Below are 25,310 nucleotides of genomic sequence, written 5' to 3' on the forward strand. Positions count from 1 at the left end.
ACAAGGTCAATTATGACAAATTTTATTTTTATTACAGGAGGAGTAGTATCTTCCTTAGGAAAAGGTATTGCAGCTGCGTCACTCGCTGCTGTTCTTGAGGCACGTGGTCTTAAAGTGACCCTAATCAAGCTTGATCCCTATATTAATGTTGATCCAGGAACAATGAGTCCGTTTCAGCATGGTGAAGTTTTTGTGACCCATGACGGCGCAGAAACGGATTTAGACTTAGGGCATTATGAACGTTTTGTGAATACAACCATGACAAAACGTAATAATTTTACTTCAGGAAAGATTTACGAAACGGTTATTAAAAAAGAAAGGCGTGGCGACTATTTAGGTGGAACGGTTCAGGTCATTCCTCATATTACTAATGAAATCAAACGATGCATCAAATTAGGTGCTGATGATTTTGATGTGGCTATGGTAGAAATTGGTGGAACTGTAGGTGATATAGAGTCATTACCCTTTCTTGAGGCTATTCGCCAAATGCGCATTGAATTAGGTTCACAACGGACTTTATTTATACACCTCACATTAGTTCCTTATATTGCTACTTCGGGTGAGACAAAAACAAAACCCACCCAACATTCGGTGAAAGAATTACGTTCCATAGGGATTCAACCCGATATCTTGATTTGTCGATCTGAAAAAATATTGCCTATGGCTGATCGAGCTAAAATTGCCTTATTTACTAACGTTGAGAAAGAAGGGGTTATTCCTCTTGAAGATGCTCCAAGTATTTATCAAATTCCAAGAGTCTTATACGAGCATGGCTTAGATGATATTGTGGTTAAGAAATTGGGACTGGATGTAAAACCAGCTGATTTAAGCGAATGGGATCGTGTTGTGGCAATGCAGGCGATTCAAACTATGACTGTCAAAATTGCGATGGTTGGTAAATACATTGAATTGAACGATGCTTATAAATCAATTAATGAAGCGTTACTTCATGCTGGAATTCATACTCAAACAAAGGTTGATATTGTTTATTTGGATGCGGAGATTATCGAAAAACATGGTGCATCGCTTTTAGAAAGTGTCGATGCCATTCTTGTTCCAGGTGGATTTGGTGAGCGAGGTATCGAAGGAAAAATTAAATCCATCCAATATGCCCGTGAGAACAAGGTTCCATTTTTAGGAATTTGCTTAGGAATGCAAACTGCTGTAATTGAGTTTTCTAGGAATGTTATTGGCTTAAAAGGAGCAAACTCTACTGAATTTAATAAGAATACTCCATATCCGGTGCTTGGGTTAATTAGTGAATGGATGGATGCGGATGGTTCAAAGCAACTTCGTGATGAGCATGTTGATTTAGGTGGAACAATGCGCTTGGGAGCGCAATTATGTCAGTTGGAAGAAGGAACTTTGGCTCGTAAGGTATATGGAAAACCACAAATCATCGAGCGTCATCGACATCGTTATGAAGTCAATAATAAGTATGTTGAAAGTTTAGTGGAACATGGTCTGGTTATCTCTGGTCGATCAGCAGATAACTCTTTAGTTGAAATGGTAGAGTTAGCAGATCATCCCTGGTTTTTGGCATGCCAATTTCATCCTGAATTTACATCAACTCCGAGAGCAAGTCATCCATTGTTTAAACAATTTGTACTTGCTGCTCGAGAGAAACATCAAGGAAAAAATAAAGAATGAAATTATGTGGATTTGAAGTGGGTTTAAGTAGCCCTTTATTTTTAATTGCTGGTCCTTGTGTCATCGAAAGTGAAGGATTAGCGTTAGAAACGGCAGGTTATTTAAAGGAAGTATGTAGTGAATTACAAATTCCTTTTATTTATAAATCCTCATTTGATAAAGCAAATCGTTCTTCTATATCCAGTTATAGAGGTCCTGGTTTTGAAAAAGGATTGTCTATTTTAGAAAAAGTAAAAAAACAAGTTGATGTTCCTGTTTTAACGGATGTTCATGAAGATACACCTTTGTTGGAGGTGTCTAGTGTTGTTGATGTATTACAAACACCAGCTTTTTTATGCAGACAAACTAATTTTATTCAAAAAGTAGCAGCAATGAATAAGCCTGTTAATATCAAAAAAGGTCAGTTTCTTGCTCCTTGGGAAATGAAACATGTGATTGCTAAAGCAAAAGCCACAGGAAATGACCAGATTATGGCGTGTGAGCGTGGAGTGAGTTTTGGTTATAATAATTTGGTTTCAGATATGCGTTCTTTAGCGATAATGCGTGATACTGGGTGTCCTGTTGTTTATGATGCAACGCATTCAGTGCAATTGCCAGGTGGAAATAATGGGGCTTCAGGTGGGCAACGAGAATTTATTCCCATTCTTGCTCGTGCTGCGGTAGCTGCAGGTATTTCAGGCTTGTTTATGGAAACGCATCCTGATCCGGATAAGGCATTAAGTGATGGTCCAAACAGTTGGCCTTTAGCTAAAATGAAACCATTATTAGAGTCATTAAAAGCATTAGATGTTGTTTATAAAAATTATGGTGAAGTTGAACCTTTTGTTTAGAGTTATTTTTTTATTTCTGGATTTTTCTAGGTTTCTACCCGCGAGAAACCTAGGCTGTAGGATAAAGCGCTTTATTATATGAGAAGCTCTAATGTTATAAGAGTAAATGAGCTATAATTTGATTAAGTAATTTTTTTGAGGTTGATTATGTCTAATTCTAAATGGGATGAAATTCATAAAAAGGCACAAGAGGAAAATCTGAAATCAGATGTGGAAAAAGAAGTTGAGAATAAATACGATTCAGAGGATACAGAAGCTGAGAGGCTCTATATTCGTAATACCCAGATAGGTGGCGCTGTAGATACAAAAGAAGAATTAGATGCCCAGAAGCATAATTTAGGCCCTAAAGATACTCCTATAGAAAATGATGAGCCTAATACTCCTAAGCCTTAAAGTGGTTTACTGATCTCGATATTCACTATTTATTACCTTATCTACAAAAGAGCAAATAGGTTTTAGACCTACCACGCTAAATTCGTCCATTGGACTGTGCTTTTGAGAAAATTTCAATATAAGAATCATAAGGTTGATTGCTGATGCTGAGCATGAATTGAAATTTTTATACTAAACTTGATATAAGTGTAACTCTTATATAGAAGACAGTGTTATGGATCCCGAAATTAAAAAAAATTTAATGCGGCTTTATTTACAAACTCTTTATGCTGAAGAGTTTGAAGAGTCCTGGCTTGATGATATGGAACGTTCTGAACTTCTTGATAGAACTATTGAATATATTAATGAGAATTCCTTAAATCTAAACGAGCTCACACCAGGAGACCCAAAATTCAAGATTTTTGTTGTACTGGCGAAACAGGCAGTAGAGTTCAATGATGAAACTCCTCCAGCGATTGTTGTTTATGATGAAGATGCACTGGATGACGAAATTCAGCTGTGGGCATCGCTTCGTAATGCTGATTACATAAGTAGAAAAACTAATCCCCAACCCATCAGCGCTGATGAGGAGCTTAACAAACTAAAAGAGCAGGCATATGAAGTTTTATTAGAGACAACAAAAACTATTTTACCCAATGCAGATATATCGACACCGAAAAAACTCAAAGAAGCCATTGACTGGTTTGAAAAAAAATATAAAGAAGAAAATAGCGAAGAAAAAGCCAAATGTAAGAGTATTCTCTCTCTTCTAAAAAATATCGATAAAATTTCAAAACTTGAAATTATTGATATACCTAATGAACAAGGAGAGCCTGTACAATTTTGCACAATGGCGGAATCTGCTGGTGGCGTTACTGCAAAAATATCTGTTACACCTCGCGAAGTGGTCCTAGAAAAACTTCAAAACATTGTGGCGAAAGGAACAGATCTTAATTTTACTGACTTTCGTCAACATACAAGGGATTACGAATTAAAAACACAAGGGATACTTAAATTACCAAAACATGGTGAAACTATTGAAGTACAACGAGAAGCAATTGCATTAAATATTGCTCGAATTCTTGGTTTTACCACTACCCAGTCGACCATGGTTAACCATAAGGGCAAGGTTGCGCTCTATGTTCCTTTTGATGATATTCAATTAATGAAAGAATTCGCGCAAGGTGAAACACAAAGAATTATAGTGCCTAGTGGAATAACAAAAATTGGAACTATCGGAGATCCTTATTTACATCATTCTACCATTACTCCAGTAGGAAATGGGTTACATTGTGACACGACGCTCCATGATTTTGGCCACAAAGTAGGATTTTCCTTTCTTTGTAATGATACAGATTTTATCGGTGCCTATAATCAAAACAAAGCCATTATTGGAGGTAAAGAACTCTATATATTTGATCAGGTGGTTATGAGTAGCGATAAAATGGATTTTGATACCCGCCTCAGTATGGTTCCTATTGGAGTAAAACGCCATTCTCGCCATAATCAAGGTAGAAATCGAAGTCTTGTCGAAGACTCTTCATTTGATACTAAATTTGATGGGATTGTTCATCTTATAAATAATCAAGAAAGAATCAATGTAATGTTGGATAACATTATTGGCACTCATACTGCGAACCTAGTCTCTACTCAAGAAAAGATTAATCAGCTTGAGCGACTTAAATTAGAGCGGGGATCGTTAAAACGAGAAGAAAATGAACAATTGACCTCCTTAAAAAGTCAGAAAAGTGAATTAATAAAATTAAAAGTAGATGCTGAGACTATCAAGGAAACTATCAATAATCGGTTTGTGACAATGTTTAAAAACTTTCCTATTATTAATGGAAAGCCCATGACTGGTGAGCGATTTATAACCCATCAAAATGAGATAAAACCTGCCTTAGAATTAGAAAAGCTCGCTAATAATCCGGTACTATTTTCTGATGACGGTCGTCCTTATCGAAATCCATGGACCACAAGAAATACAATTCGGATCACCGCTATTGAAGAGCACGGTAATGATATGCATTTAACCTTTAATGAATGTAATCGCAGCCATCTTATTAATATTCTTGAAAGCGCAGGTGTAGAATCTTGTGAATTTAATGGCAATACATTAATTATTTCAAAAGAAGAATTACAAAAAATTAATGAAAACAGTATCTATCCAGAACGCGCACCTTTTAGCATGGATACAGACTATCTTAATATGAACGATATAAAGCGTATGAGTGCGGGCTATTCTGGCAGCAATCTTAAATTTGCTACAAAATTAATTGAGCATTATCAAACTCGAATACAAATGGCGGAAGAAGATCCTTCAAAAAAAGTCGAAGCGATGTACGATACTCTTCATGCCATTAAGGGAAATTCGGGGTTTGAGAAACATCTTCAGCTTAAGCTCCAATTAGATATACAACAAAAGCTACGACCGATAATATTGGATTTAATCACTGAGAAAGAGTTGCAAGAAGGCATGGAAGATAAGCTTGCCAAAGCTTATGAAGCTGCTGTTAAATTGGATAGGGTGAATTATTTCAATCATGTATTAATGCGATTTGTAACAAATCCGGTAAACACCAATCAAAAAGCACTCGATGAATACTTAGAGAGGTGTATACAACATGGAGATTTAGCAACTGATTATAATACCGCTAAAACTGAAAGTAAGGCCATGGGCAAAGAATCAAAGCTAGCATATGAGTTAATACCAACTCGTGTTCATAATTCGATGCAAAAGCTTGGAGTACCAGTGCTCGATCAAGATTGGCAAACAAAGGATCCTTTAAAATCAGAGGAGGAGCAATTAGACAAGGAAAAAGAAAAAATCGTGGATATGAATTTGTCTGAAGAGCAAATAATAGAAAATAATCCATCGCAAATTACTCCACCAGAAATAACTATAAAGTTTAATTAACGTCAGTTCGATATAAAAAATAAATTTATTTTTTATATCGAACTGCTTTTATTTAAACCAGATCGCTTTAGTGACATAAAAAGGCATAGAAATACCTTTTATATCGAACTTACGTTAATTAGCAAGTCTATGTCGGAAAGAATATCGCTTGATGTAGACGCGAAATCCGAGGTATGCTGAAAGGATGTGAACTATTCCATTCTTGACATAAATTGTTTTTTTATGATACATTTTGAACAAATTTTGTGGCTCGGTATTTTATGACAAATGATCAAGCTGTTAAACTTTTGGCACTTAAGGTGCGGTTGGAAAATTTTGTTGAAGACTCAAATGATTTGAATCACGGAGAGGTCTTATCCAGTTTAACCCCATTAAAACTCACAGAATTAAATGAGTTTTGTCAGCAACATCCAACGATTCGCAAAATAATAGCTTTACCTGATTTTGATGCATTTTGGGAAGCGCAACGCGAAGCCATTCGTGTAAAAAATCTTCCACAATTTCGTTTTAAGAAGTCATCCCGATTAAGTGACATGGAGATCACTTTAGGCTATCTCAATTATTACCTATCATTAAGTCCCTCTGAAAAAAAAGAGTATTATTTACAGCGTGCAATAGCGTATCATTCATATCATGCTTTTAAGACTTATGCACATGAATGTTCCATGCAAATGTCTTCTAAAGAAGAAGATGAGGAGGCATTCTTTAATGTGCTTCACATGTTACCTGTTTTTGAAAAAGAGGCTGAGTGGCTTGGCACTCCTGCCTACTTGATTATTGCCAACTTATATTTTAAAGCAGCTCTTTGTTTAATAGAAAAACATAAAGCATTTGAAGCTTCGGCAGCGTTCCAATTTACCATGAAGTATTTATGCCTTGCTTCTCGAGTTGAGTCAGAATCCCAGAATGACATTCATAATGCATATTTTTCCCGAGGATTAGCACAAAGTAATCCATTTAAATTATCTACTATTTATGAAATGCGCCAAGCTTGTATTCAAAAAGCAGGGAAATATTTAGATAAAAACACCCTTGATGTTGCAATGAACTCTGCTAAGTTAACTCTGATAACATTCCCTAGCGTAGAGCAATCGTATCCTAAAAAAATCAATTCAGTCATCCAACAAGCAATTTTAAAGGATTCCCCTGAATTAATTCAACTTGCTTTGTGCTCGGAAGAGGATTCAGAAAGCAAACTATTGAATGACTCGCATCTCCTTTTTGCTGTACGACATGGTAAAATTAACAGTGTCCGTTATTTACTTGCCCAAGGTTTGAATCCTCAAACAATGGATGAAGATAAAAACACCTCTTTGCATATTGCTGCGATAATAAAGAATCACGGCATTTATCGCCTACTGCAAGCTGCTTCTCCAGAGCTTGCAGAAGTAAAAAATGCATTTCAAATGACTCCAATTGATATCCTTAAAGAAACCAAGCAATTATCATTTTTCTCACCCCAAGAACAATTGCAATCAAAATTAGCGTCTGCCATTTTAAATGAGGCAATGGAGGATTTGACTGATTGTTTGCAACTCGGAGCGTCACCTGATGTGATTTTGCCTTCTGGTATTTCTCCACTTGCTCAGATGATGAGCACATTAAATATTAAAGGAATTCAATTATTACAAAACGCAGGTGCTTCTTTGAAGTTGGAAGATGCACAAGGAGAGACGCCTTTTTTTCACCTACTTAAAAAAGAATGTTCTTCTGATGAAAGAAAAAATCGTTATATTTATTTTCGACATTTAATGAATCTTGGTATTAACATTAATCACCAAAATAGTGTGGGGGAAACCTTGCTAATCCAAGCGGTCCGTAGGGAAGATTACCAAAGTGTTTTATTTTTATTAGAGCAACCAGATGTTAATGCAAAGATAACAGATATACATGGCCTAAATGCCATGGATTATGCAAAAAAAGCTTCAGATTCGAAAATTGCGCGATATTTTGATTTGATAGGGCTTAATCAAGACTCACAAGAAGAGCAAGAGCATTTATTATCATCTAAATTGATCAATAGAGAACTGCGCTTTTTTAAAACGACAGGAGCTACTCCTTCTGTTCTAGATTGCGTAGAGAAATCTCCAAGTTTAAGATGATCATGTCTTTTTTGACAGCGGGGACAGAAACAATTATGTAATAGCTCAGGTATCCCATGCTGAATAGAGCACAAGCGGTCAAATTTGAGCTCAGGTTGCGAAAAAATCTCGCAAAAAGTACGCAGTATCGATTAATGCTACTAAGTTAAGGCCCGGGCCTACTTCCACAGGCAAGCAACCAGGGCTATGAATCAGAGAGTAACGATCGGAATTAACCGATATCACACATAGTAGATACTGCATGATAGCCCGCATCAACATGAACTACTTCGCCAGTAATGCCTGAAGCTAAATTAGAACATAGAAATGCGGCTGTGTTACCTACCTCTTCAATAGTTACGTTTCGCTGAAGTGGAGTAATTTGAGCATAAGCACTTTGAATTTTACGAAAGTCTTTAATACCTGCAGCCGCAAGAGTTTTAATCGGTCCTGCTGAGATCGCATTCACCCTTACCCCTTTACGACCAAGACTTGCTGCTAAATAACGTACGGAAGCTTCTAAACTAGCCTTTGCTACTCCCATTACATTGTAATTCGGCACTGCTTTTTCCGCACCATAATAACTGAGTGTTAAAAGAGAACCTTGGGTTTCTTCCATCATAGGTAACGCTGCTTTCGCAAGACCAATAAGGCTATATGCGCTAATATCATGGGCAATTTTAAAGCCTTCTCGTGAGCAAGACTCAACAAAATCGCCACTAATTTGATCTGCTGGAGCATAAGCAACCGAGTGAATGAGAATATCTAACTGATTCCAGTGCTTACGTAAATTGGAGAACAAATCTTCGATTTCTTTATCATGGGCTACATCACAAGGAAAGGTTAGTGTGGAATTGAATTCAGCCGCCATGCTTTCCACACGATCTTGTAAACGCTCATTTTGATAGGTAAATGCTAACTCAGCTCCTTGTTCATGAAATGCTTTGGCAATGCCGTAAGCAATTGAGCGATTACTTGCTAAACCAATAATGAGTGCTTTTTTACCCGCTAAAAATCCCACCATTTTCTCCCATAGTTCTAATTAGTGTGTGATGCTAATAATTCACGCATTTTAGCTTGAATCATTTCTATAGCAATTCTATTTTCTCCGCCACGAGGAACAATGATATCTGCATAGCGGCTTGAAGGCTCAATAAATTGCAAATACATAGGGCGTACAGTTGTTTCATATTGATGTACTACAGATTCAAAGGTTCTATGTCGTTCAACAACATCTCTTTTTAAACGTCGGGTTAAACATACATCTAGAGGAGTAGACATAAAAATTCGAATATCCATTATGTCACGTAACTCCTTATCACTAAAGAGCAAAATTCCTTCAAGAACAATGATGGCGTGTTGACCAACAGTTCTTGTTTCAGGTAAACGAAGATGCTGAGAGTGAGAATAAATAGGAATTTCAACTGCCTTACCTTGTCTTAACTGACGCAAATGTTCGCAAAGCAAAGCATGGTCAAATGAGTCTGGGTGATCGTAGTTTACTTTTTCTCTTTCAGCAAAAGGCAAATGGCCATGATCTTTATAATAAGCATCTTCAGAGATAACTACTACTTGCTCTGAACCTAACTCACTAACAATAGTATTCGCTAAAAGACTTTTACCTGATGCAGAAGGGCCTGAAATCCCAATAATTATTGCTTGTTTGTTCATGATGATATCGCTAGAAATTTCATGCAAATAGTAAAGGTTTTTTAGGTCAAATTCAATCTTTAATTGGGGTTTCCTGCTTCGTAAATTAGCGCTTGTTTAACGACATAAAAAGCATTTCTATACCTTTTATGTCGAACTCACGTTAATTAAAGGCGTGCACTACTTCTGATAAAGGTTGTCCGACTGCTGCAGATGGATATTTTATCAGCAACAATGCAGATAAGGTCGGTGCAATATCTGTTGTGAAAGTCGGTCGAAAAATACGTTGTGGTGTAAAGGATGGATGTGCAAATAATAAAGGCACATAACTATCGTATTGCCAAGGGCTACCATGAGCGACTCGATCTTTATATTTTAAACCATAAGATTGATTGGGTGGTTGAACAATATAAACATCTCCAGATCGATAAGGGTAGTACATTTTGTTTACTTTAGCACTAAGCCAATCTTTTTCGAGATGGGTAATAGGCAGTGCATATGCTTTAAATATGCCAGGTTTTAAAGTTAAGGCTTGAGCTAGAAAATGTTTTACCTCATCCAGCTTAAGTTTTTGTTGTGTCATTATTTTATTGTTGAGATAAATAAAAGGGGGCGTGATAGACATGAGCGCTTGTTCTGGGAGCTTATATTGCTTTTTTAATACACTATGGATGTATTGTTCCATTTCAGGAATGTTAATTGGATTAATTTCTTCAAAATGATGCGCTTTAAGATAGGTTGGTCCGTCGTTTACGCCATGATCGGCGGTCAGTACAATGAGTGTATTATTTAAGCCAACTTGCTTATCAACGACTGCAAAAAGATGTGCTAATGTTTTGTCTAATTCAAGTAAATTATCTTCAGCCTCAAGACTATTAGGGCCAAATTGATGACCAATTGCATCTACTGCGGAAAAACTAATAGCGAGGTAATCGGTCTTATCAGAAGACTTGCCTAATTGTTCTTCGATTAAAAGATGCTCTGCAAAATCAGCAGTTAATTGATCTGCTTTAGGCGTTCTTGATAAGAATTTAAAGTATTCTGGATTTGGGGCTTGAGTTACATGATGTGGAAAAGTTTGTCCAAAAAGCTCATCCTCATGATGAAATCCTGGAGAGTTTGCATTTTGATATTCTGATTTAGGACGACTCAGATTCCAATCAAAATCTTGAGCATGATAGTTTTTATTCCAATTTTTTACCCATTGAGGGTATTGGATGTAGTAATAATCGCTGGTAACAAAACCACCATTAGTTGTATCAAACCAAAATGCTTTACCCGCATGACCAGCTAAGGTAATTGCGGCGCGATCCTTTAAAGAGACTCCAAAGGCACGTCCTTTTTGAGACAATATGATTTCATCACTCAAAGTAGAAGTATATAAATTTTTAGGTGAACGACCTGGTACGGCAATATGGGTGTGGGGAGTGTGGAGGATGTTGGCTTTTAAATCTTCCATACAATAGACCATTTGTTGCGTTTTTCGGTCATACCATTCATTATTGATGACACCATGTAATGCAGGAACACTTCCTGTGGCAACTGTGGCATGGCCAGCACAAGTTGTTGTATTGGCATGTGGGTGATGTGTATTATGATAATCAAGAGCATGGTTTAATAAATAATTAAATCCCTCATTACCAAATTGTTGTTGATGTTGGTAAATTAAATCACCACGTAACTGATCAATGACTAGTTGTATGATCAACTTGGGTTGATTTGTTTGAGCATAAGTTGAAATACAACCTAAAATAAAAAAAATCGCACAGATGTAATTTTGCATAAATAATCCTACAAGGGACAAAAGATTTGAAACGAGTAGATAGGGTAATCAAAAGCGATTAAAAAACAAGACCTCATCAGTTTTTTCTATCTTCTAAGTACGTTGAGTTTCGAATTTTTAGCTATAAATTTATGATGATTACTTATTGATTTTTAAAGATTAAAAATTAAGTAAGCAGTAAAAAGAAAATGCATGACTGTATTGATGAATTGGTTTACACTTCGGTCGTTGGAGTAAATTTTACTAATTCCCGATTCATGGAGTTTAAGGAGAGCAGAAATGGGTTTTCAGTATGTAGCATATAAATCATTGGAAAAATATATTAAGGAAAGTATAGCAACCGAATTAAAACATCATAAGATTTATGAGAAAGATTTAAAAACCGCATTAAGAACTCTTTATAAAACTCATCCGGAAAGAGCCACACAGTGTAAGTATCTTCTTGCTGTCATAGGAGGTCTTAATCGATCAGACATTGAAAATAAAACCTGTATTCTTAATGCAGCTGCATTTTATGTTTGGAATCAAATTGATGAAAGCTATCAAGGTGTTGTCACTCCAGTTTTTCTGCGTCCAACGAATAGTAATTTATTTAATTCATTAACAACATCATTGAGTCTTACCAAAGACAATTTTCCAGATTCAAAAGATTTACAGGACATGTATAATGCACTAAGTCAATTTATGCATGCACATGTATATTTAGATTCTAATCCCAGAAATGGTTATTTAGAAGATCGCCAGCAGATTTTTTCAAAAAAGAGAATTAGAGGATATGAAGTTGAAAAAGTACTCGTTGATTTGCTACAAAAAATCAATGCATTGCAGTTAGAGCAAGTGAAAATCGCTAAAGAGGAGCAGTTAGCTAAAGAACCTGATAAGAAACCAGCAACGCAGACTTTTGGTTTATTTGCAGAGAAGGGCGGCGCAACTAAGATTGATCTCCGCAACGATCCTGAAGAGCAACCAATACAAACATACAGCCGCTAAATAATAGATAGACTTCATACTTAAGACGCCATTACCTGAACGGATACTAGGTATGAATATCCTAAAAATTGGAATTGGTGTTACAGACACTAATTCCAAAAAATTTCATCGTTTTCTCTGGCAAGACTAATTAGAAATTATGTATTTTCTCTATAGGATAGCCAGATGAGGCCCATTCAAGTATTCCTCCATTAACGGAATAAACTTCTTGATATCCTAAGGTTATTAAGGATTGGGCTGCGTATAAAGATCTTACTCCTGCTTTACAATGCAAATAAATGGCTTGATTTTTATTAGGAATTTTAGACTCAATGGAGGAGATAATACTGTCTTTGGGTATATGAATTGCGCCTGGTATATGAAATTCTTCCCATTCATTTAATTCCCGCACATCAATTAAACAAAGATCAGGATAATTTTTCATTTTATTTTTAAGTTCATGCACATTTATTGTTTTAATATTAGGGTTTATCATAACGAATTTCTCTTACCGGTCTTGTTAATGTGGAGTGATGTAATAACCAATAAATCGCTGCTATAAATACACCACCTATTAAGGTTGTAAATGCCCAAGTAGCTGCAGAAACTAGAACAGGTCGTTGTCCTAATTGATTCATATTTCCAGCATCATGTGCTACAGCACCAGCAAAAATTAAATGTAAAATGCCATTAATTAAGGTCATAAGATAAAGAAAAGTTTGTATTTGTGCAGCAAATTGTTGTGCTAGTTCATTAATCATAAACAGAGGTTCCTTTGATTTGTTTGTGAATTTAATTTACATAACTGCAATATATGATAACAGAAAATTAATAAGATCTTTTATTTCTATGTTAACCTCGGTAACATCTTTGAAAAAATAATAAGAGAAAAAGTATGAATGCAGATGAAATTCCTGTTCCTCATTTGACTACTGCACATTCTGGACCTTTGTTTCATGTGGAAAAAATTGTTTTAAATCAAATTGCTGCCATTGAAACTTGGTTTAGGCATCAATGGAAAAAAACTCCTCCGCCATTAACATCTTCTGTTGACTTACGGCATGCTGGTTTTAAAATAGCTCCTGTGGATACCAATTTGTTTCCAGCAGGATTTAATAATTTAAATGTTGAGTTTCTTCCATTATGCATTCAGGCAACACAGTCTGTATTAATCGATTATCTTACTGATTGTACTCGGATTTTATTGATTCCTGAAAGTCACACTCGTAATAAATTTTATTTACAAAGTCTTAATGTATTAAAGACGATTTTTATAAAGGCTGGTTTTATCTTACGTATCGGCAGCCTAGATCCAGAAATAACTGAGCCCAAGGAAGTTGTTCTGGAAAGCGGTGAAACTTTACTGCTTGAACCGATACAACGTCAGGGTGACCGTGTAGGTTTAGCCGATTTTAATCCTTGTTTTATCTTATTAAATAATGACTTATCTCAAGGTGTCCCCGAAATTCTACAAGATATACAGCAAAAAATAAGACCTACAGCACAATTAGGATGGTTTTCAAGATTAAAATCCAATCATTTCAATTTTTATGATGAAGTAGCTAACGAGTTTTCTGAATTGGTCGGTATGGATCCTTGGTTAATCAATCCCTATTTTAGTGCTATAGAAGGTATTGATTTTATGGCACAAGAAGGTATCGATAAATTAGCCATTGAAGTGGATAAAATCTTAACCTTAATGAAAGATAAATATGAGACTTATGGCATCAAAGAGAATCCATTTGTTGTCATTAAGGCTGATAATGGCACTTATGGAATGAGTGTTATGATGGTGCATAATGCAGAAGAAGTTCGCTTACTCAACAGAAAACAACGCACTCGGATGTCGGCAAGTAAAGGAGGGCGTAAAGTAGACAGAGTTATTGTTCAAGAAGGTGTATATACTTTTGAAACTATGCCAAATGGTTCTGTTGCCGAGCCAGTAGTTTATATGATTGGTCAGTTTGTTGTTGGTGGATTTTATAGAGTTCATAAAGAACGTGGTATCGATGAAAATCTGAATGCACCAGGAATGCATTTTGAGCCTTTGGCTTTTGCTCAAGCGTGTAATATGCCTTGTGATGACTTGACTGAAGTGGATTATCCAAATCGTTTTTATGTTTATGGTGTTATCGCTCGTTTAGCAGCTCTTGCTGCAGCAAAGGAAATTGCAGCAATAGGAGGTGAATAATGAAATTAGGGATATTACTCGATCCAATAGAACAATTAAAACCTCATAAAGATACTTCTCTTGCTCTACTCCAAAGAGCGCAAGAGTTAGGATGGTCTTGTGTTGTTTTTACCCAAGAAGATTTATTCTGCAAAGAAGGGCGAGCTTTTGCTCAAGTCTATGAGTTACGTATTGGTGATTTGTACAGTAACGATTGGGCAAAGATGACAAATCTAGGGGAAAAGCCTCTAAGTGCATTTGATATCATTTTGATGCGCAAGGATCCTCCTTTTAATACGGAATATATTTACACTACTTATTTCTTGGAGCTTGCGGCACATGAAGGTGTTTTAGTTGCAAATGATCCACAGGCTTTACGTGATGCCAATGAGAAATTTTTTACTTTGAATTTTCCACAATGTTGTCCTACAACATTTGTTTCTAGAAATATAAAACAATTGAAAGCATTTTGGGAAGAGCATAGACAGGTGATTTTTAAGCCCTTGGAAGGAATGGGAGGAAATTCAGTATTTCATGTCGAAGAACAAGGAAAAAATTTGGCAGTGATTTTAGAGGTCTTAACTAAAAACCAAACACAAACCATCATTGCTCAACGTTATATTCATGAAATAAAGACAACAGGAGATAAACGTATTTTGTTAATTAATGGCCAACCGATTCCTTATGCTTTGGCTCGTATACCTGCTGAAGGAGATTTACGGGGAAATTTGGCCGCAGGAGCTCGAGGAGAAGTGATCCCTATCACAGCTCGAGATAGATGGCTTTGTGAACAAATTGCTCCTACTCTTAAGGCAAAGGGTTTATATTTTGTGGGTATTGATGTGATTGGAGATTATTTAACCGAAATTAACGTTACAAGTCCGACCTGCTTGCGTGAAATAGAAGCCGAAACAGATTTGGATATTGCCGGCGATTTTTTAAGTTGTCTTGAGACAATTTATCGTAGTAGATAAATTTTTAACTTGTGACCAAGATTCGGCTGCTTTTGCAGAGGATAACGATCGCTCAATAATCGTATCCTGAACGCCGACCGATAATCATTGAGTAGTTATTCATCTACATAATCACTCCCAACTTCTGCAGCAGCCTCCTGCTCTTCTTTTTTATTGGCAACATAAGGAGCCCCATAATCCTGTTCAGTGCCAGCAATAAGATGATTTCTATATTGTAAATATGCATCGCGCATAAACGCGTATTTATCTAGGGCTTCATCCATGATGCGATCTGTATCCAATAGTTGGGAGCGCAAATCAATATAACGAAGTGCTAACAAACTGTAGACGACTGCATCATCATTAATATAAACATAAGGGCTGTACAACGCAAATTGGAAAAGCCATCCAGCTCCGTCGCGCAGTGTGCTTGGACCTAAAAAGGGTATAACAAGATAAGGAGAATTTTTATCGCCCCATTTGGCCAATGTAAGACCCAAATCATTTGAATGAGGAGGTAAACCAAAGGTTTTCGCTACATCAAATAAGCCACCTACACCTAAAGAAGAGTTTATGATAAATCGCCACGAGTCTCGAATGGCCCATTTTCCTTGTGCTTGTAAGAGATCATTTCCTACAGTAGGAATAAGATCGAGATTATTGTAAAAATTATTGATGCTTTTACGGACAGGAGCAGGAATTACGGCTCTATATACTTTTGCTGGGGGTTTTAAAAATAAATGGTCAAGTGCGGTATTAAATTTGTATACTTTGCGGTTAAAAGGCTCAAAAGGATCTGCGGGATTAGTTCCTTTACAAACACAACCAGATAAAATTAGACTACTAGTAAAACTGATAACTGAGATGAATCGCATGATTTTTTTTATTATTTATTTTATTAGAGATGTTACACGAGTTTACTGCTCTTGCAAACTATTCAGTTAGCTCAACGTGAATAAGAAAGATGAGCAATCTAGGGCATGATTCTACTCTCGATATATGTTAAAACTTTAATAGAAAAGTTACTGGACCATCATTACATAAATGAACGTGCATGTTGGCGCCAAAACATCCACTTTGTATCTTTGGATAGACTTGCGCGGCGCGAGTAAGTAAATTATCAAATAATTGCTGCCCAAGTTCTGGGGGTGCTGCGTTTGAAAAGCTGGGACGCAAGCCTTTTTGGGTGTCTGCCATTAACGTAAATTGAGGTACTAATAATAAACCGCCATTGACTTCTTTAAGACTTAAATTCATTTTGCCTTGACTGTCCTCAAAAATACGGTAATTAATACACTTATCTAACATTTTATTGATATTCTGTTCTGTATCATTAGGTTCAAAACCACAAAGTATTAGTAATCCTTGATCAATTTTAGCTACAGTTTCATCAGCAATATTTACTTGAGCATGAGATACTCTTTGAATTACAACTAGCATGCATCGAGCCCTTGTTTGGAGATCTCTTTACTTGCATAAATTAAAGCATCAATAATTCCAGATTCTCTATCTGAATGTCCTGCATCACGAACGATCCTTAAATTAGATGCGGGTATCGCTTGATGAAGTTCAAAAGCGCTAGCTAAAGGAGAAATTAAATCAAAGCGTCCATGAACAATGTATGTTGGAATATGTCTTATCTTGTGAACATTAGCCAATACTTGATTTTCTTCAATGAAAAAGTGATTTTTCATATAATGAGACTCTAAGGTTGCAAGAGTTAAAGCAAAATGAGGATCACTAAATTGATCAATAACATATAAATGAGGTTGTAAACTGCTGCACCGAGCTTCCCATAACGCCCAGGATTTCGCCGCGCTCATACGTGCTAATTCGTTTGATCCTTGTAAACAATGGGCATAGTATTGTGGAATTTCATTCAGCATATTATCTGGAACACTACTTGTAAATTCTTGCCAATAATCAGGATAAAATAAATTGGTACCGCGTTTATAAAACCAATCACAATCTTGTTGTCTTCCTAAAAAAATTTGATGCAATTGTAATGCTTTGATTTGTTGCGGGAATTTTTGCGCGTATAGCAATGCAAGTAATGAACCCCAACCTCCACCAGATAATACAAATCCAGACAATCCCAAAAAATCTCTAATGGCATCGATGTCATCAAGTAAGAAATGAGTTGTGTTTTCACGAAGTTCTAAATGTGGTGTAGATCGCCCACATCCACGTTGATCAAAAAGTATGATTCGATAATGCTGAGGATCAAAAAAACGTCTTAGATATCCATCTCCCGAAGAAACGCCTGGACCAGCATGAAGCACCATGACAGGAAGTCCGTTTGGATTTCCTGTTTCTTCAATATAAAGTGTATGCAACTCACTGACTTTTAATTCATGTTGTGCATAAGGTTTTATTGATGGATAGAGCGAATGCATATTAGTCCTTTTGCGAAATTTGTCATATTGCCTTATTTTGCGCTGTGAAGCGCTTGAAAGCAATATAAACCTAAAAAAATCAGTTGACTTTTGTAATAGAGGTCAATTGTTTTTTTAGGTTTAATTTTATAATCCGTCAGCCCATATTAGGATCTTCTTTTTGTTGGATTGATTGCGTTTTTTGAATACATGTTAACACTTTTAGAAACTGTTAGAATGGAGCTAGAGTGCAGGTTGGATGAAAAAGATTATAATTATTATGATACCTTAGTATTTTCTTTTCCTTGCGGGAAAAAGAATCTATTAATAGAATACACCATCGGTTATTTCCTGGAATTAATTATGACTCTTTCTGCAATTCTTAAAGAATTGAATGAGCGACAACGTGAAGCAGTTACTGCTTCACTTGGTAATACATTGGTTCTGGCTGGTGCAGGAAGCGGGAAGACTAAAGTTCTGGTGAGCCGCATTGCTTGGTTGATTGCAGAACAGCACATATCACCCCATGGTATTTTGGCAGTAACGTTTACCAACAAAGCAGCTGGTGAAATGAGGGCGCGGTTAAACAGTATGTTAAATACGCCTATATTGGGGTTGTGGGTAGGAACATTTCATGGGTTATGCCACCGCTTACTTCGTCGTCATTACAAAGAAGCTCATTTACCTGAATTATTTCATATTCTTGATGCAGAAGATCAAGCGCGCATGATTAAACGAGTCATTACTTCTTTAAATCTCGATTCGGAACAATGGCCAGTAAAGCAAGCACAGTCTTTTATTAATGGACAGAAAGATGAAGGGATACGACCACAGCATGTGCATACCTTATCTTATGGACCGGGCAAAACATTACTGACTATTTATAGAGCGTATGAACAAGCGTGTCAGACTGCAGGAGTGATTGACTTTGCGGAATTGTTACTGCGAGCTCATGAGTTATTACGGGATAACCCAGAAATTCTTTATCATTACCGCCAACGGTTTCAAGCAATTTTAGTTGATGAATTTCAGGATACTAATGCGATTCAATATGCATGGATACGTCTTCTTGCTGGCGAACATACCGCTGTTTTGGCCGTAGGTGACGATGATCAATCCATTTATGGTTGGCGTGGCGCTAAGGTTGAGAATATTCAACAATTTACTCAAGATTTTAAAAATACACAGGTTATCCGCTTAGAACAAAATTATCGTTCAACAACAACCATACTTGATGCGGCAAATGCTCTAATTACCAATAATCACTCCCGAATGGGAAAGGATTTATGGACTGATGGAGCAACTGGAGAAAAAATTCTTGTTTATAGTGCGTTTAATGAGCTGGATGAAGCACGTTTCGTCTGTGAACGTATTATGATGGAAATCAATCAAGGTACCAGCACGGATGAAATTGCTGTTTTATATCGGTCAAATGCACAATCTAGAGTTTTAGAAGAGGCGCTTTTACGTGCAAGAATTGCTTATCGTATTTATGGGGGGGTACGCTTCTTTGATCGTGCCGAAGTAAAGGATGCTTTAGCGTATTTACGTTTATTGGTGAATCCTGATGATGATCCCGCTTTTGATCGTGTTGTTAATTTCCCAACTCGCGGTATCGGTGAAAAAACGCTTGATGATTTGCGTTATTATGCAAAATCAGAACAATGTTCTTTATGGCATGCAGCTAAAACTTTATTGAAATCGGGTGAAATGGCACAGCGTGCAGGTTCAGCATTAGCAAGATTTATAGAGTTAATCGAGCAATTGCAACAAAATACAGTAGAAATGGAGCTGGATGAGCAGCTCTCCACAGTGATTTTATTAAGTGGGTTACATGCACATTTCAGTAAAATCAAAGGAGATAAATCAGAGTCTCGGCTCGATAACTTACAAGAATTGATTAATGCCGCGAAACAATTTCGATATGAGCAAGAAGAAGAGGAAGCCATTCCTTTAGTGAATGCATTTTTAGCACATGCTTCTTTAGAAGCAGGAGAAATGCAAGCAGGTGAACATGAGCGTTACGTACATTTGATGACGCTCCATGCTGCTAAGGGTCTTGAATTTCCTGTCGTGTTTTTGGTGGGTATGGAGGAGGGTGTTTTTCCAGGGAAACAATCTTTGGAGGAACCTGGCCGTTTGGAAGAAGAGCGTCGATTATGTTATGTGGGTATGACTCGGGCTATGCGGAAGCTGATTTTATCTTATGCTGAAATAAGACGCCAGTATGGGCGAGAAGAATATCATCGACCCTCACGATTTTTAAGAGAATTACCACAGGAGTTACTCGATGAGATTCGTGTAAAAGCGAGTTTTCAATCGCCCGTTATTTCTCGAAATAAACCTTCATCCGTACCCCAAACATTAGGGTTACCTCTGGGGCAAAACGTGACTCATGCAAAATTTGGCCAAGGAGTGGTGTTAGCAGTTGAGGGCAGTGGCGCACATACGCGCGTTCAGGTGAAATTTAGCGGACATGGTGTAAAATGGCTTGTCTTAGCCTACGCTAATTTGGCTGTTGCAACATAAGTTATCAGCCTGGTTTAATGACTGTACTTAAAATCTAGGTTTTGTCTTTGCCTGAGCTGCAGTAAAATAAGTACAATGACATCCTAACTATTGAATTTTTTTTAAGTGGATGCTAGGGTGCCGTTTGTAAAGGATTTTGGTAATATCCTAGAAAAAGCAGTGGAGTCCTACTGCTTTTTCTAGGATTATGTTAACTATTAAATAAGGGGAACTGCGTGAAATTTAAAAGCTTATTAACAGTAGGAGCACTAACAGTGTCTATGGCATCATCTGCAATAGCAGCAGATACTAATTCTGCGACTCCTATGTCTGATGCACAAAAGAAAGAAATTGAAAAAGTAGTGCATGACTATTTAGTAGCTAATCCAGAAGTACTGTTGGAAGTTTCGCAAGCATTGCAACAGAAGCAACAACAAAACATGCAGCAACAAGCTCAATCTGCAATTAAAGAAAATACCGATCAATTATTCCAAGGTAAAACTACCGTAGTGGGTAATCCTAAAGGTAATGTTACTATAGTAGAATTTTTTGACTATCAATGCATTCATTGCAAAAAAATGTCCCCAGTTATCGACAGTTTGCTTAAGAAAGACAGTGACTTACGCGTTGTTTATAAAGAGTTCCCTATTTTTGGTAAGAGCTCTGAGCTTGCTTCCAGGGCTGCTTTAGCTGCTGGTATGCAGGGTAAATATCAAGCAATGCATAATGCGCTGATTTCTATTGATAAGCGTTTGAATGATCAAATCGTAATGGCAACTGCTAAGTCTTTAGGTTTAGACATGAAGAAGTTAAAAACGGACATGCAAAGCAAAGAAGTCACAGCCGTTTTAGATGCTAACCGTGAATTGGCAGAAAAATTACACTTGATGGGTACTCCAGCATTTATTATTGCTTCAACTCCAAATGGCCAGTTTAAAGCAGGTTCTGAACCTTCATTTATACCTGGTGCTGCGAGCGAGGAATCCTTACAAGAATTAATTAAAAAAGCCGCTGGTAATTCATAAGACCGTTGTATATATTAATGGCACAAAGTTAAGCTTTTTTAAGTAAACTCTTCACATCTCGACGTCCCCGCGCCTTGTCCGCGGGATCCAGAAATCTCGCGCTGGGATTAGATCTCTGGATCTCGTGGGCAAGCCACGGGACGTAGGCACGGACTTAATTGAGTGTTATTTATAGCTGGGTGCAGCGAAGCAGAGCCCGGAAAATTTGTGTTAAAAACCCAGGTTCTGTTTCGCTGCACCTAGGTTATGTTGAGACCTTCATGACAAAACCAACTACATTTCAGGATATTATTCTAACGTTGCAGCAATATTGGGCTGCTCAGGGATGTGTCATTTTACAACCATTTGATATGGAAGTTGGCGCGGGTACTTTTCACCCTGCTACTTTCTTGCGAGCAATAGGCCCTGAACCCTGGTATGCAGCGTATGTTCAACCTTCTCGAAGACCTACAGACGGTCGTTATGGAGATAATCCAAATCGAGTGCAGCATTATTATCAATTTCAAGTGGTACTCAAGCCTTCACCTTTGGATATACAAGATAAGTACTTGGATTCTTTACGTGCTTTAGGAGTAGACCCTTTGGCAGATGATATTCGTTTTGTTGAAGATAACTGGGAATCTCCTACGCTGGGCGCTTGGGGCTTAGGTTGGGAAGTTTGGCAAAATGGTATGGAAGTTTCTCAATTTACTTATTTTCAGCAAGCGGGTGGTCTAGTATGTAAACCCGTAACCGGTGAGTTGACTTATGGGTTAGAACGATTAGCAATGTACCTATTGGGAGTAGATAATTTATTTGACCTCCCCTGGAGTAATACAGCTAACGGAATGATTACTTATGGCAATGTGTTTCATCAGAATGAAGTTGAAATGTCTGCTTATAACTTTGAGCATGCGAATGTAGAAAAGTTATTTAAGCAGTTTGATTATTATGAGAGTGAAGCACAAAAATTAATTTCGTTACAATTGCCTTTGCCCGCCTATGAAATGGTGATTAAAGCATCGCATTCGTTCAATTTACTTGATGCACGCAAAGCAATCTCAGTTACTGAAAGACAGCGTTATATTTTACGAGTAAGGCATTTATCAAGAGCAGTGGCTCAAGCTTATTATCAGGCGCGCGAAGCTTTAGGCTTTCCTATGCTTAATCAAAAGGTGTGTGATGGTCAATGATTTTATTTTTGAATTAGGTTGTGAAGAGTTACCTTCTGGTTCGGTTTGGCCTTTGGCTGATGAATTTGCCAATCAATTATTAGCTGCGTTAGATAAAGCACAATTAGCTTATGGGCAAGTAAAACGTTATGCTACACCGAGGCGTATCGCTGTTATTATTTTAGGGTTACAAGCAGAACAAAAAAGCCAAAGTAATACTCGGCGAGGCCCAGCATTGGCTGCTGCTTATGATAAGGAAGGCAAACCTACGCCAGCATTACATGGTTTTGCAAAATCTTGTGGTGTTGAAGTGGAGCAGTTGACCCGATTAGAAACAGAAAAAGGGGCTTGGATAGTCTATGAGACACAGAGTCAAGGAAATAAAACTAAAGATTTGTTACCCACTCTGATCAGCCAATCTTTAACTGTGCTACCGATTCCAAAGCCTATGCGTTGGGGTTCGGGTGATGATGAATTTGCAAGGCCCGTGCATTGGGTAGTCACTCTTTATGGGGATGAGGTTATAGAGCATACTCTTTTAGGAATTCAAAGTGGTCGCTTCAGTAGGGGACATCGTTTTCACCATCCTCAACAAATTGCTATCCATTCAGCACAAAGTTATGAATCACAAATGAAAGAAGCATTTGTCATTGCTGATTTTGCTACCCGTAGACAAATCATTCAAGAACAAGTAAACCAATTGGCCGCATCTTATCAAGCAACGGCTATTATGCCTGAAAACTTGCTTGATGAAGTGACATCCATTGTAGAATGGCCTCAGGCATTAATGGCTGATTTTGAAAAAGAATTTCTTGAAGTTCCGGCTGAATCATTAATTGCATCAATGCAATTACATCAAAAGTGTTTTGCTTTAAAAGACAAACAAGGAAAATTATTACCTCATTTTATTACTGTTTCTAACATTGTTAGTTCTAATCCTAAACAAGTGATTATGGGGAATGAAAAGGTAATGCGTGCTCGTTTAAGTGATGCAGCATTCTTTTTTAGGCAAGATAAGAAACAACCTTTAAGTCAACGAATTCCAGGAACAGAACATGTTGTTTTTCAAGCAAAATTAGGGAGCTTATTAGAAAAGGCATTGCGAGTTGAAACAATGATGACTTATTTAAGTCCCGCGCTGCATTTAGAAATTCACCAAGCGCAACGTGCTGCACAGTTGAGCAAATGTGATTTGTTAACGGGTATGGTAGGGGAGTTCCCTGAATTACAGGGTTTAATGGGCTATTATTACGCATTAAATGATGGTGAAGATCAAGTTGTTGCACACGCGCTTAATGAACAATACATGCCACGCTTTTCTGCGGATAGTTTACCTGGGTCTGATTTAGGTCTGGCCTTATCTTTAGCAGATAGAATTGATACTTTAGTGGGTATTTTTGCTATTGGCCAAAAGCCCTCTGGAGTAAAAGATCCGTTTAAATTGCGTCGTCATGCTTTGGCTGTGGTTCGATTGCTCATTTCTACACCTGCGCCTCTTAATTTAAGTACTTTGATTGAGCAAGCAATTATTCATTATGGAACAACCATATCTATTGAGCCAAATCTATGTGATGAATTAAAGTTTTTTATCTTAGATCGCCTGCAATCCTATTATCAAGGCCAAGGATTAAGCATCGATTTAGTGCATGCTGTGCGTGCGCGTCAAGATGAATGGCTTTATGATTTGGATAAACGATTAAGTGCGTTACAAGTGTTTGTTACACTTCCTGAGGCTTCATCTCTTTCTGCTGCATGTAAACGAGTAAATAATTTGCTTGCTCAAGCAGAGAACCACGTTTTGCCTCCGATCAAAGAGCAACTTCTTGAAGAAGAAGTTGAAAAGTCTTTACATACACACATAAAACATATTGCTCAAGCAGTGGAACCTTTATATCGCTCTGCTGATTATAGTGCGCTGTTGAAATTACTCGCGAGCTTGAGGGAGCCTGTTGATGCATTTTTTGATAAAGTGATGGTAATGGTTGACGATGAAACAATAAAGTCTAATCGTTTAGCACTTTTAGTGTGCTTGCAGGATTTATTGCAAGGTGTTGCGGATATTTCATTATTGCAAATATGATAGATATTATGGCTGTAGGCTATGAGCTTGATAATTTATATGACAAAGCACAAAATCTTGCGAAACAGCTAAATTTTGTTTTAGACAAGCATGCAAATCCTTGTCTTTTTGTAACTGCAGACAAACTGGCATTGAAAATACCCGGTTTTTCACCTATTTCGGCTGAATTAAGCAGTGCTTTCTGGAGTAAGCGAAAAGCAGAAGGAAAAAAACAAGGTTTAGTTCGTGCTTGTAAACCATGTCCTGGACTTAAAATTATTGATGCAACTGCGGGATGGGGACGAGACGCCGCGGTATTAGGTAGTTTTGGGGCTGAGGTATTGATGATAGAGCGCCATGCCGTCATGGCTTCTTTATTATCGGATGCATTATCGAGGAGAAGTGAGTCTGATCAACAGCAAATACATCTATCTCTTTATTTTGGCGATGCTTATTCTTATTTTAAAGTACTTGAAGAGGAAAATTATCCTGATGTAATTTATATTGATCCTATGCATCCTGAACGTAGTAAATCAGCATTAGTAAAAAAAGAGATGCAGGCACTGCAGCAAATAATCGGACCTGATGATGATGCTCGGGATTTAATTCAGTTGGCAATAGCACGAACGAAACAAAGAGTTGTAGTAAAATGGCCACAAAAAAGTAATCCTTTATTGCCGGTAAATGCACAAGTCTCTGGTAAAACAGTACGATTTGATATTTATTTTTCAAAAAAAACAGGTTGATATCAAAAATCACTTTATTTTTTATATCGAACTGATGTTAACTAGCATTTTATTGGTATAAATTTAGCATA

21 protein-coding genes are annotated in these 25,310 nt (G+C 37.2%); 13 read left to right on the forward strand and 8 right to left on the reverse strand.

The annotated features are described in order from the left end of the window. The first annotated feature begins 12 nt into the window (after positions 1 to 12). From Lgra_RS08240 to Lgra_RS08260, 5 genes are all read left to right on the forward strand, one after another. A complete protein-coding gene (locus Lgra_RS08240; RefSeq protein ID WP_058498790.1) occupies positions 13 to 1,650 on the forward strand; it encodes a CTP synthase in 1,638 nt (545 codons plus the stop codon). Continuing rightward, positions 1,647 to 2,480 carry a 3-deoxy-8-phosphooctulonate synthase gene (gene kdsA / locus Lgra_RS08245; RefSeq protein WP_058498791.1) on the forward strand — a complete coding sequence of 278 codons (834 nt, stop codon included), beginning with the start codon at positions 1,647 to 1,649 and terminating at the stop codon, positions 2,478 to 2,480. Before Lgra_RS08240 ends, kdsA begins: the two co-directional genes overlap by 4 nt. A gap of 147 nt (positions 2,481 to 2,627) precedes the next feature. Then, positions 2,628 to 2,873: a hypothetical protein gene (locus Lgra_RS08250; protein ID WP_058498792.1), complete on the forward strand. Its 246-nt coding sequence runs from the start codon at positions 2,628 to 2,630 to the stop codon at positions 2,871 to 2,873. A gap of 214 nt (positions 2,874 to 3,087) precedes the next feature. Beyond that, positions 3,088 to 5,769, forward strand: a complete 2,682-nt coding sequence (locus Lgra_RS08255) for a hypothetical protein (protein WP_058498793.1) — start codon at positions 3,088 to 3,090, stop codon at positions 5,767 to 5,769. Between the two features lie 260 nt (positions 5,770 to 6,029). After that, on the forward strand, positions 6,030 to 7,871 hold the full coding sequence (locus tag Lgra_RS08260; protein ID WP_115385396.1) for a DUF5630 domain-containing protein: 1,842 nt from the start codon (positions 6,030 to 6,032) through the stop codon (positions 7,869 to 7,871). A gap of 211 nt (positions 7,872 to 8,082) precedes the next feature. On the opposite strand, the gene Lgra_RS08265 is transcribed toward Lgra_RS08260, so the two are convergent. The 3 genes from Lgra_RS08265 to Lgra_RS08275 all read right to left on the reverse strand — a co-directional run bounded on the left by Lgra_RS08265 (position 8,083) and on the right by Lgra_RS08275 (position 11,283). Further along, complete coding sequence (locus Lgra_RS08265; protein ID WP_115385397.1) at positions 8,083 to 8,874, reverse strand: enoyl-ACP reductase FabI; 792 nt, start codon at positions 8,872 to 8,874, stop codon at positions 8,083 to 8,085. A gap of 14 nt (positions 8,875 to 8,888) precedes the next feature. Beyond that, positions 8,889 to 9,521 (reverse strand): uridine kinase, encoded by a 633-nt coding sequence (gene udk / locus Lgra_RS08270; protein WP_058498794.1) that lies wholly within the window; start codon positions 9,519 to 9,521, stop codon positions 8,889 to 8,891. A 142-nt stretch (positions 9,522 to 9,663) separates the two neighbouring features. Then, positions 9,664 to 11,283: an alkaline phosphatase family protein gene (locus Lgra_RS08275; RefSeq protein ID WP_058498795.1), complete on the reverse strand. Its 1,620-nt coding sequence runs from the start codon at positions 11,281 to 11,283 to the stop codon at positions 9,664 to 9,666. A gap of 279 nt (positions 11,284 to 11,562) precedes the next feature. Here Lgra_RS08275 and Lgra_RS08280 point away from each other — a divergent pair, with 279 nt between their 5' ends. After that, positions 11,563 to 12,273, forward strand: a complete 711-nt coding sequence (locus Lgra_RS08280) for a hypothetical protein (protein WP_083502881.1) — start codon at positions 11,563 to 11,565, stop codon at positions 12,271 to 12,273. A gap of 130 nt (positions 12,274 to 12,403) precedes the next feature. Here Lgra_RS08280 and Lgra_RS08285 read toward each other — a convergent pair whose 3' ends face one another. Beyond that, positions 12,404 to 12,748, reverse strand: coding sequence for a rhodanese-like domain-containing protein (locus Lgra_RS08285; RefSeq protein WP_058498796.1), 345 nt, complete (start codon positions 12,746 to 12,748; stop codon positions 12,404 to 12,406). Then, positions 12,735 to 13,013, reverse strand: coding sequence for a hypothetical protein (locus Lgra_RS08290; RefSeq protein ID WP_058498797.1), 279 nt, complete (start codon positions 13,011 to 13,013; stop codon positions 12,735 to 12,737). Before Lgra_RS08290 ends, Lgra_RS08285 begins: the two co-directional genes overlap by 14 nt. 134 nt (positions 13,014 to 13,147) lie before the next feature. On the opposite strand from Lgra_RS08290, the gene gshA reads away from it, so the two are divergent. Beyond that, complete coding sequence (gene gshA, locus Lgra_RS08295) at positions 13,148 to 14,443, forward strand: glutamate--cysteine ligase (protein WP_058498798.1); 1,296 nt, start codon at positions 13,148 to 13,150, stop codon at positions 14,441 to 14,443. Then, positions 14,443 to 15,396 carry a glutathione synthase gene (gene gshB / locus Lgra_RS08300; protein WP_058498799.1) on the forward strand — a complete coding sequence of 318 codons (954 nt, stop codon included), beginning with the start codon at positions 14,443 to 14,445 and terminating at the stop codon, positions 15,394 to 15,396. Before gshA ends, gshB begins: the two co-directional genes overlap by 1 nt. Positions 15,397 to 15,491: 95 nt before the next feature. Here gshB and Lgra_RS08305 read toward each other — a convergent pair whose 3' ends face one another. The 3 genes from Lgra_RS08305 to pip form a co-directional block, all read right to left on the reverse strand. Then, positions 15,492 to 16,250, reverse strand: a complete 759-nt coding sequence (locus tag Lgra_RS08305) for an MlaA family lipoprotein (RefSeq protein ID WP_058498800.1) — start codon at positions 16,248 to 16,250, stop codon at positions 15,492 to 15,494. Positions 16,251 to 16,377: 127 nt separating this feature from the next. Further along, a complete protein-coding gene (dtd, locus tag Lgra_RS08310) occupies positions 16,378 to 16,815 on the reverse strand; it encodes a D-aminoacyl-tRNA deacylase (protein ID WP_058498801.1) in 438 nt (145 codons plus the stop codon). After that, positions 16,809 to 17,771 carry a prolyl aminopeptidase gene (gene pip / locus Lgra_RS08315; protein WP_058498802.1) on the reverse strand — a complete coding sequence of 321 codons (963 nt, stop codon included), beginning with the start codon at positions 17,769 to 17,771 and terminating at the stop codon, positions 16,809 to 16,811. Before pip ends, dtd begins: the two co-directional genes overlap by 7 nt. Before the next feature lie 342 nt (positions 17,772 to 18,113). On the opposite strand from pip, the gene uvrD reads away from it, so the two are divergent. The 5 genes from uvrD (at position 18,114) to Lgra_RS08340 (ending at position 25,239) form a co-directional block, all read left to right on the forward strand. Further along, complete coding sequence (gene uvrD / locus Lgra_RS08320; protein ID WP_058499270.1) at positions 18,114 to 20,279, forward strand: DNA helicase II; 2,166 nt, start codon at positions 18,114 to 18,116, stop codon at positions 20,277 to 20,279. A 215-nt stretch (positions 20,280 to 20,494) separates the two neighbouring features. Continuing rightward, positions 20,495 to 21,283, forward strand: a complete 789-nt coding sequence (locus tag Lgra_RS08325) for a DsbA family protein (protein ID WP_058498803.1) — start codon at positions 20,495 to 20,497, stop codon at positions 21,281 to 21,283. Positions 21,284 to 21,543: 260 nt separating this feature from the next. Next, a complete protein-coding gene (gene glyQ, locus Lgra_RS08330; protein WP_058498804.1) occupies positions 21,544 to 22,455 on the forward strand; it encodes a glycine--tRNA ligase subunit alpha in 912 nt (303 codons plus the stop codon). Next, on the forward strand, positions 22,445 to 24,514 hold the full coding sequence (glyS, locus tag Lgra_RS08335) for a glycine--tRNA ligase subunit beta (protein WP_058498805.1): 2,070 nt from the start codon (positions 22,445 to 22,447) through the stop codon (positions 24,512 to 24,514). The genes glyQ and glyS overlap by 11 nt, the downstream gene beginning before the upstream one ends. After that, positions 24,511 to 25,239 carry a class I SAM-dependent methyltransferase gene (locus tag Lgra_RS08340; RefSeq protein ID WP_058498806.1) on the forward strand — a complete coding sequence of 243 codons (729 nt, stop codon included), beginning with the start codon at positions 24,511 to 24,513 and terminating at the stop codon, positions 25,237 to 25,239. The genes glyS and Lgra_RS08340 overlap by 4 nt, the downstream gene beginning before the upstream one ends. Positions 25,240 to 25,310 lie beyond the last annotated feature (71 nt).

This window comes from Legionella gratiana (assembly GCF_001467695.1).
In the GTDB taxonomy this organism is placed as follows: Bacteria; Pseudomonadota; Gammaproteobacteria; order Legionellales; family Legionellaceae; genus Legionella; species Legionella gratiana.

What these genes read in the sequence shown, in the direction of transcription:
- Lgra_RS08290 (WP_058498797.1), bottom strand. Translation starts at nt 13,013, where the DNA reads ATGATTAATGAACTAGCACAACAATTTGCTGCACAAATACAAACTTTT.
- glyQ (WP_058498804.1), top strand. Translation starts at nt 21,544, where the DNA reads ATGACAAAACCAACTACATTTCAGGATATTATTCTAACGTTGCAGCAA.
- Lgra_RS08240 (WP_058498790.1), top strand. Translation starts at nt 13, where the DNA reads ATGACAAATTTTATTTTTATTACAGGAGGAGTAGTATCTTCCTTAGGA.
- Lgra_RS08260 (WP_115385396.1), top strand. Translation starts at nt 6,030, where the DNA reads ATGACAAATGATCAAGCTGTTAAACTTTTGGCACTTAAGGTGCGGTTG.
- glyS (WP_058498805.1), top strand. Translation starts at nt 22,445, where the DNA reads ATGGTCAATGATTTTATTTTTGAATTAGGTTGTGAAGAGTTACCTTCT.
- dtd (WP_058498801.1), bottom strand. Translation starts at nt 16,815, where the DNA reads ATGCTAGTTGTAATTCAAAGAGTATCTCATGCTCAAGTAAATATTGCT.
- gshA (WP_058498798.1), top strand. Translation starts at nt 13,148, where the DNA reads ATGAATGCAGATGAAATTCCTGTTCCTCATTTGACTACTGCACATTCT.
- kdsA (WP_058498791.1), top strand. Translation starts at nt 1,647, where the DNA reads ATGAAATTATGTGGATTTGAAGTGGGTTTAAGTAGCCCTTTATTTTTA.
- Lgra_RS08265 (WP_115385397.1), bottom strand. Translation starts at nt 8,874, where the DNA reads ATGGTGGGATTTTTAGCGGGTAAAAAAGCACTCATTATTGGTTTAGCA.
- Lgra_RS08250 (WP_058498792.1), top strand. Translation starts at nt 2,628, where the DNA reads ATGTCTAATTCTAAATGGGATGAAATTCATAAAAAGGCACAAGAGGAA.
- Lgra_RS08340 (WP_058498806.1), top strand. Translation starts at nt 24,511, where the DNA reads ATGATAGATATTATGGCTGTAGGCTATGAGCTTGATAATTTATATGAC.
- pip (WP_058498802.1), bottom strand. Translation starts at nt 17,771, where the DNA reads ATGCATTCGCTCTATCCATCAATAAAACCTTATGCACAACATGAATTA.
- Lgra_RS08275 (WP_058498795.1), bottom strand. Translation starts at nt 11,283, where the DNA reads ATGCAAAATTACATCTGTGCGATTTTTTTTATTTTAGGTTGTATTTCA.
- Lgra_RS08305 (WP_058498800.1), bottom strand. Translation starts at nt 16,250, where the DNA reads ATGCGATTCATCTCAGTTATCAGTTTTACTAGTAGTCTAATTTTATCT.
- Lgra_RS08255 (WP_058498793.1), top strand. Translation starts at nt 3,088, where the DNA reads ATGGATCCCGAAATTAAAAAAAATTTAATGCGGCTTTATTTACAAACT.
- Lgra_RS08280 (WP_083502881.1), top strand. Translation starts at nt 11,563, where the DNA reads ATGGGTTTTCAGTATGTAGCATATAAATCATTGGAAAAATATATTAAG.
- Lgra_RS08285 (WP_058498796.1), bottom strand. Translation starts at nt 12,748, where the DNA reads ATGATAAACCCTAATATTAAAACAATAAATGTGCATGAACTTAAAAAT.
- udk (WP_058498794.1), bottom strand. Translation starts at nt 9,521, where the DNA reads ATGAACAAACAAGCAATAATTATTGGGATTTCAGGCCCTTCTGCATCA.
- uvrD (WP_058499270.1), top strand. Translation starts at nt 18,114, where the DNA reads ATGACTCTTTCTGCAATTCTTAAAGAATTGAATGAGCGACAACGTGAA.
- gshB (WP_058498799.1), top strand. Translation starts at nt 14,443, where the DNA reads ATGAAATTAGGGATATTACTCGATCCAATAGAACAATTAAAACCTCAT.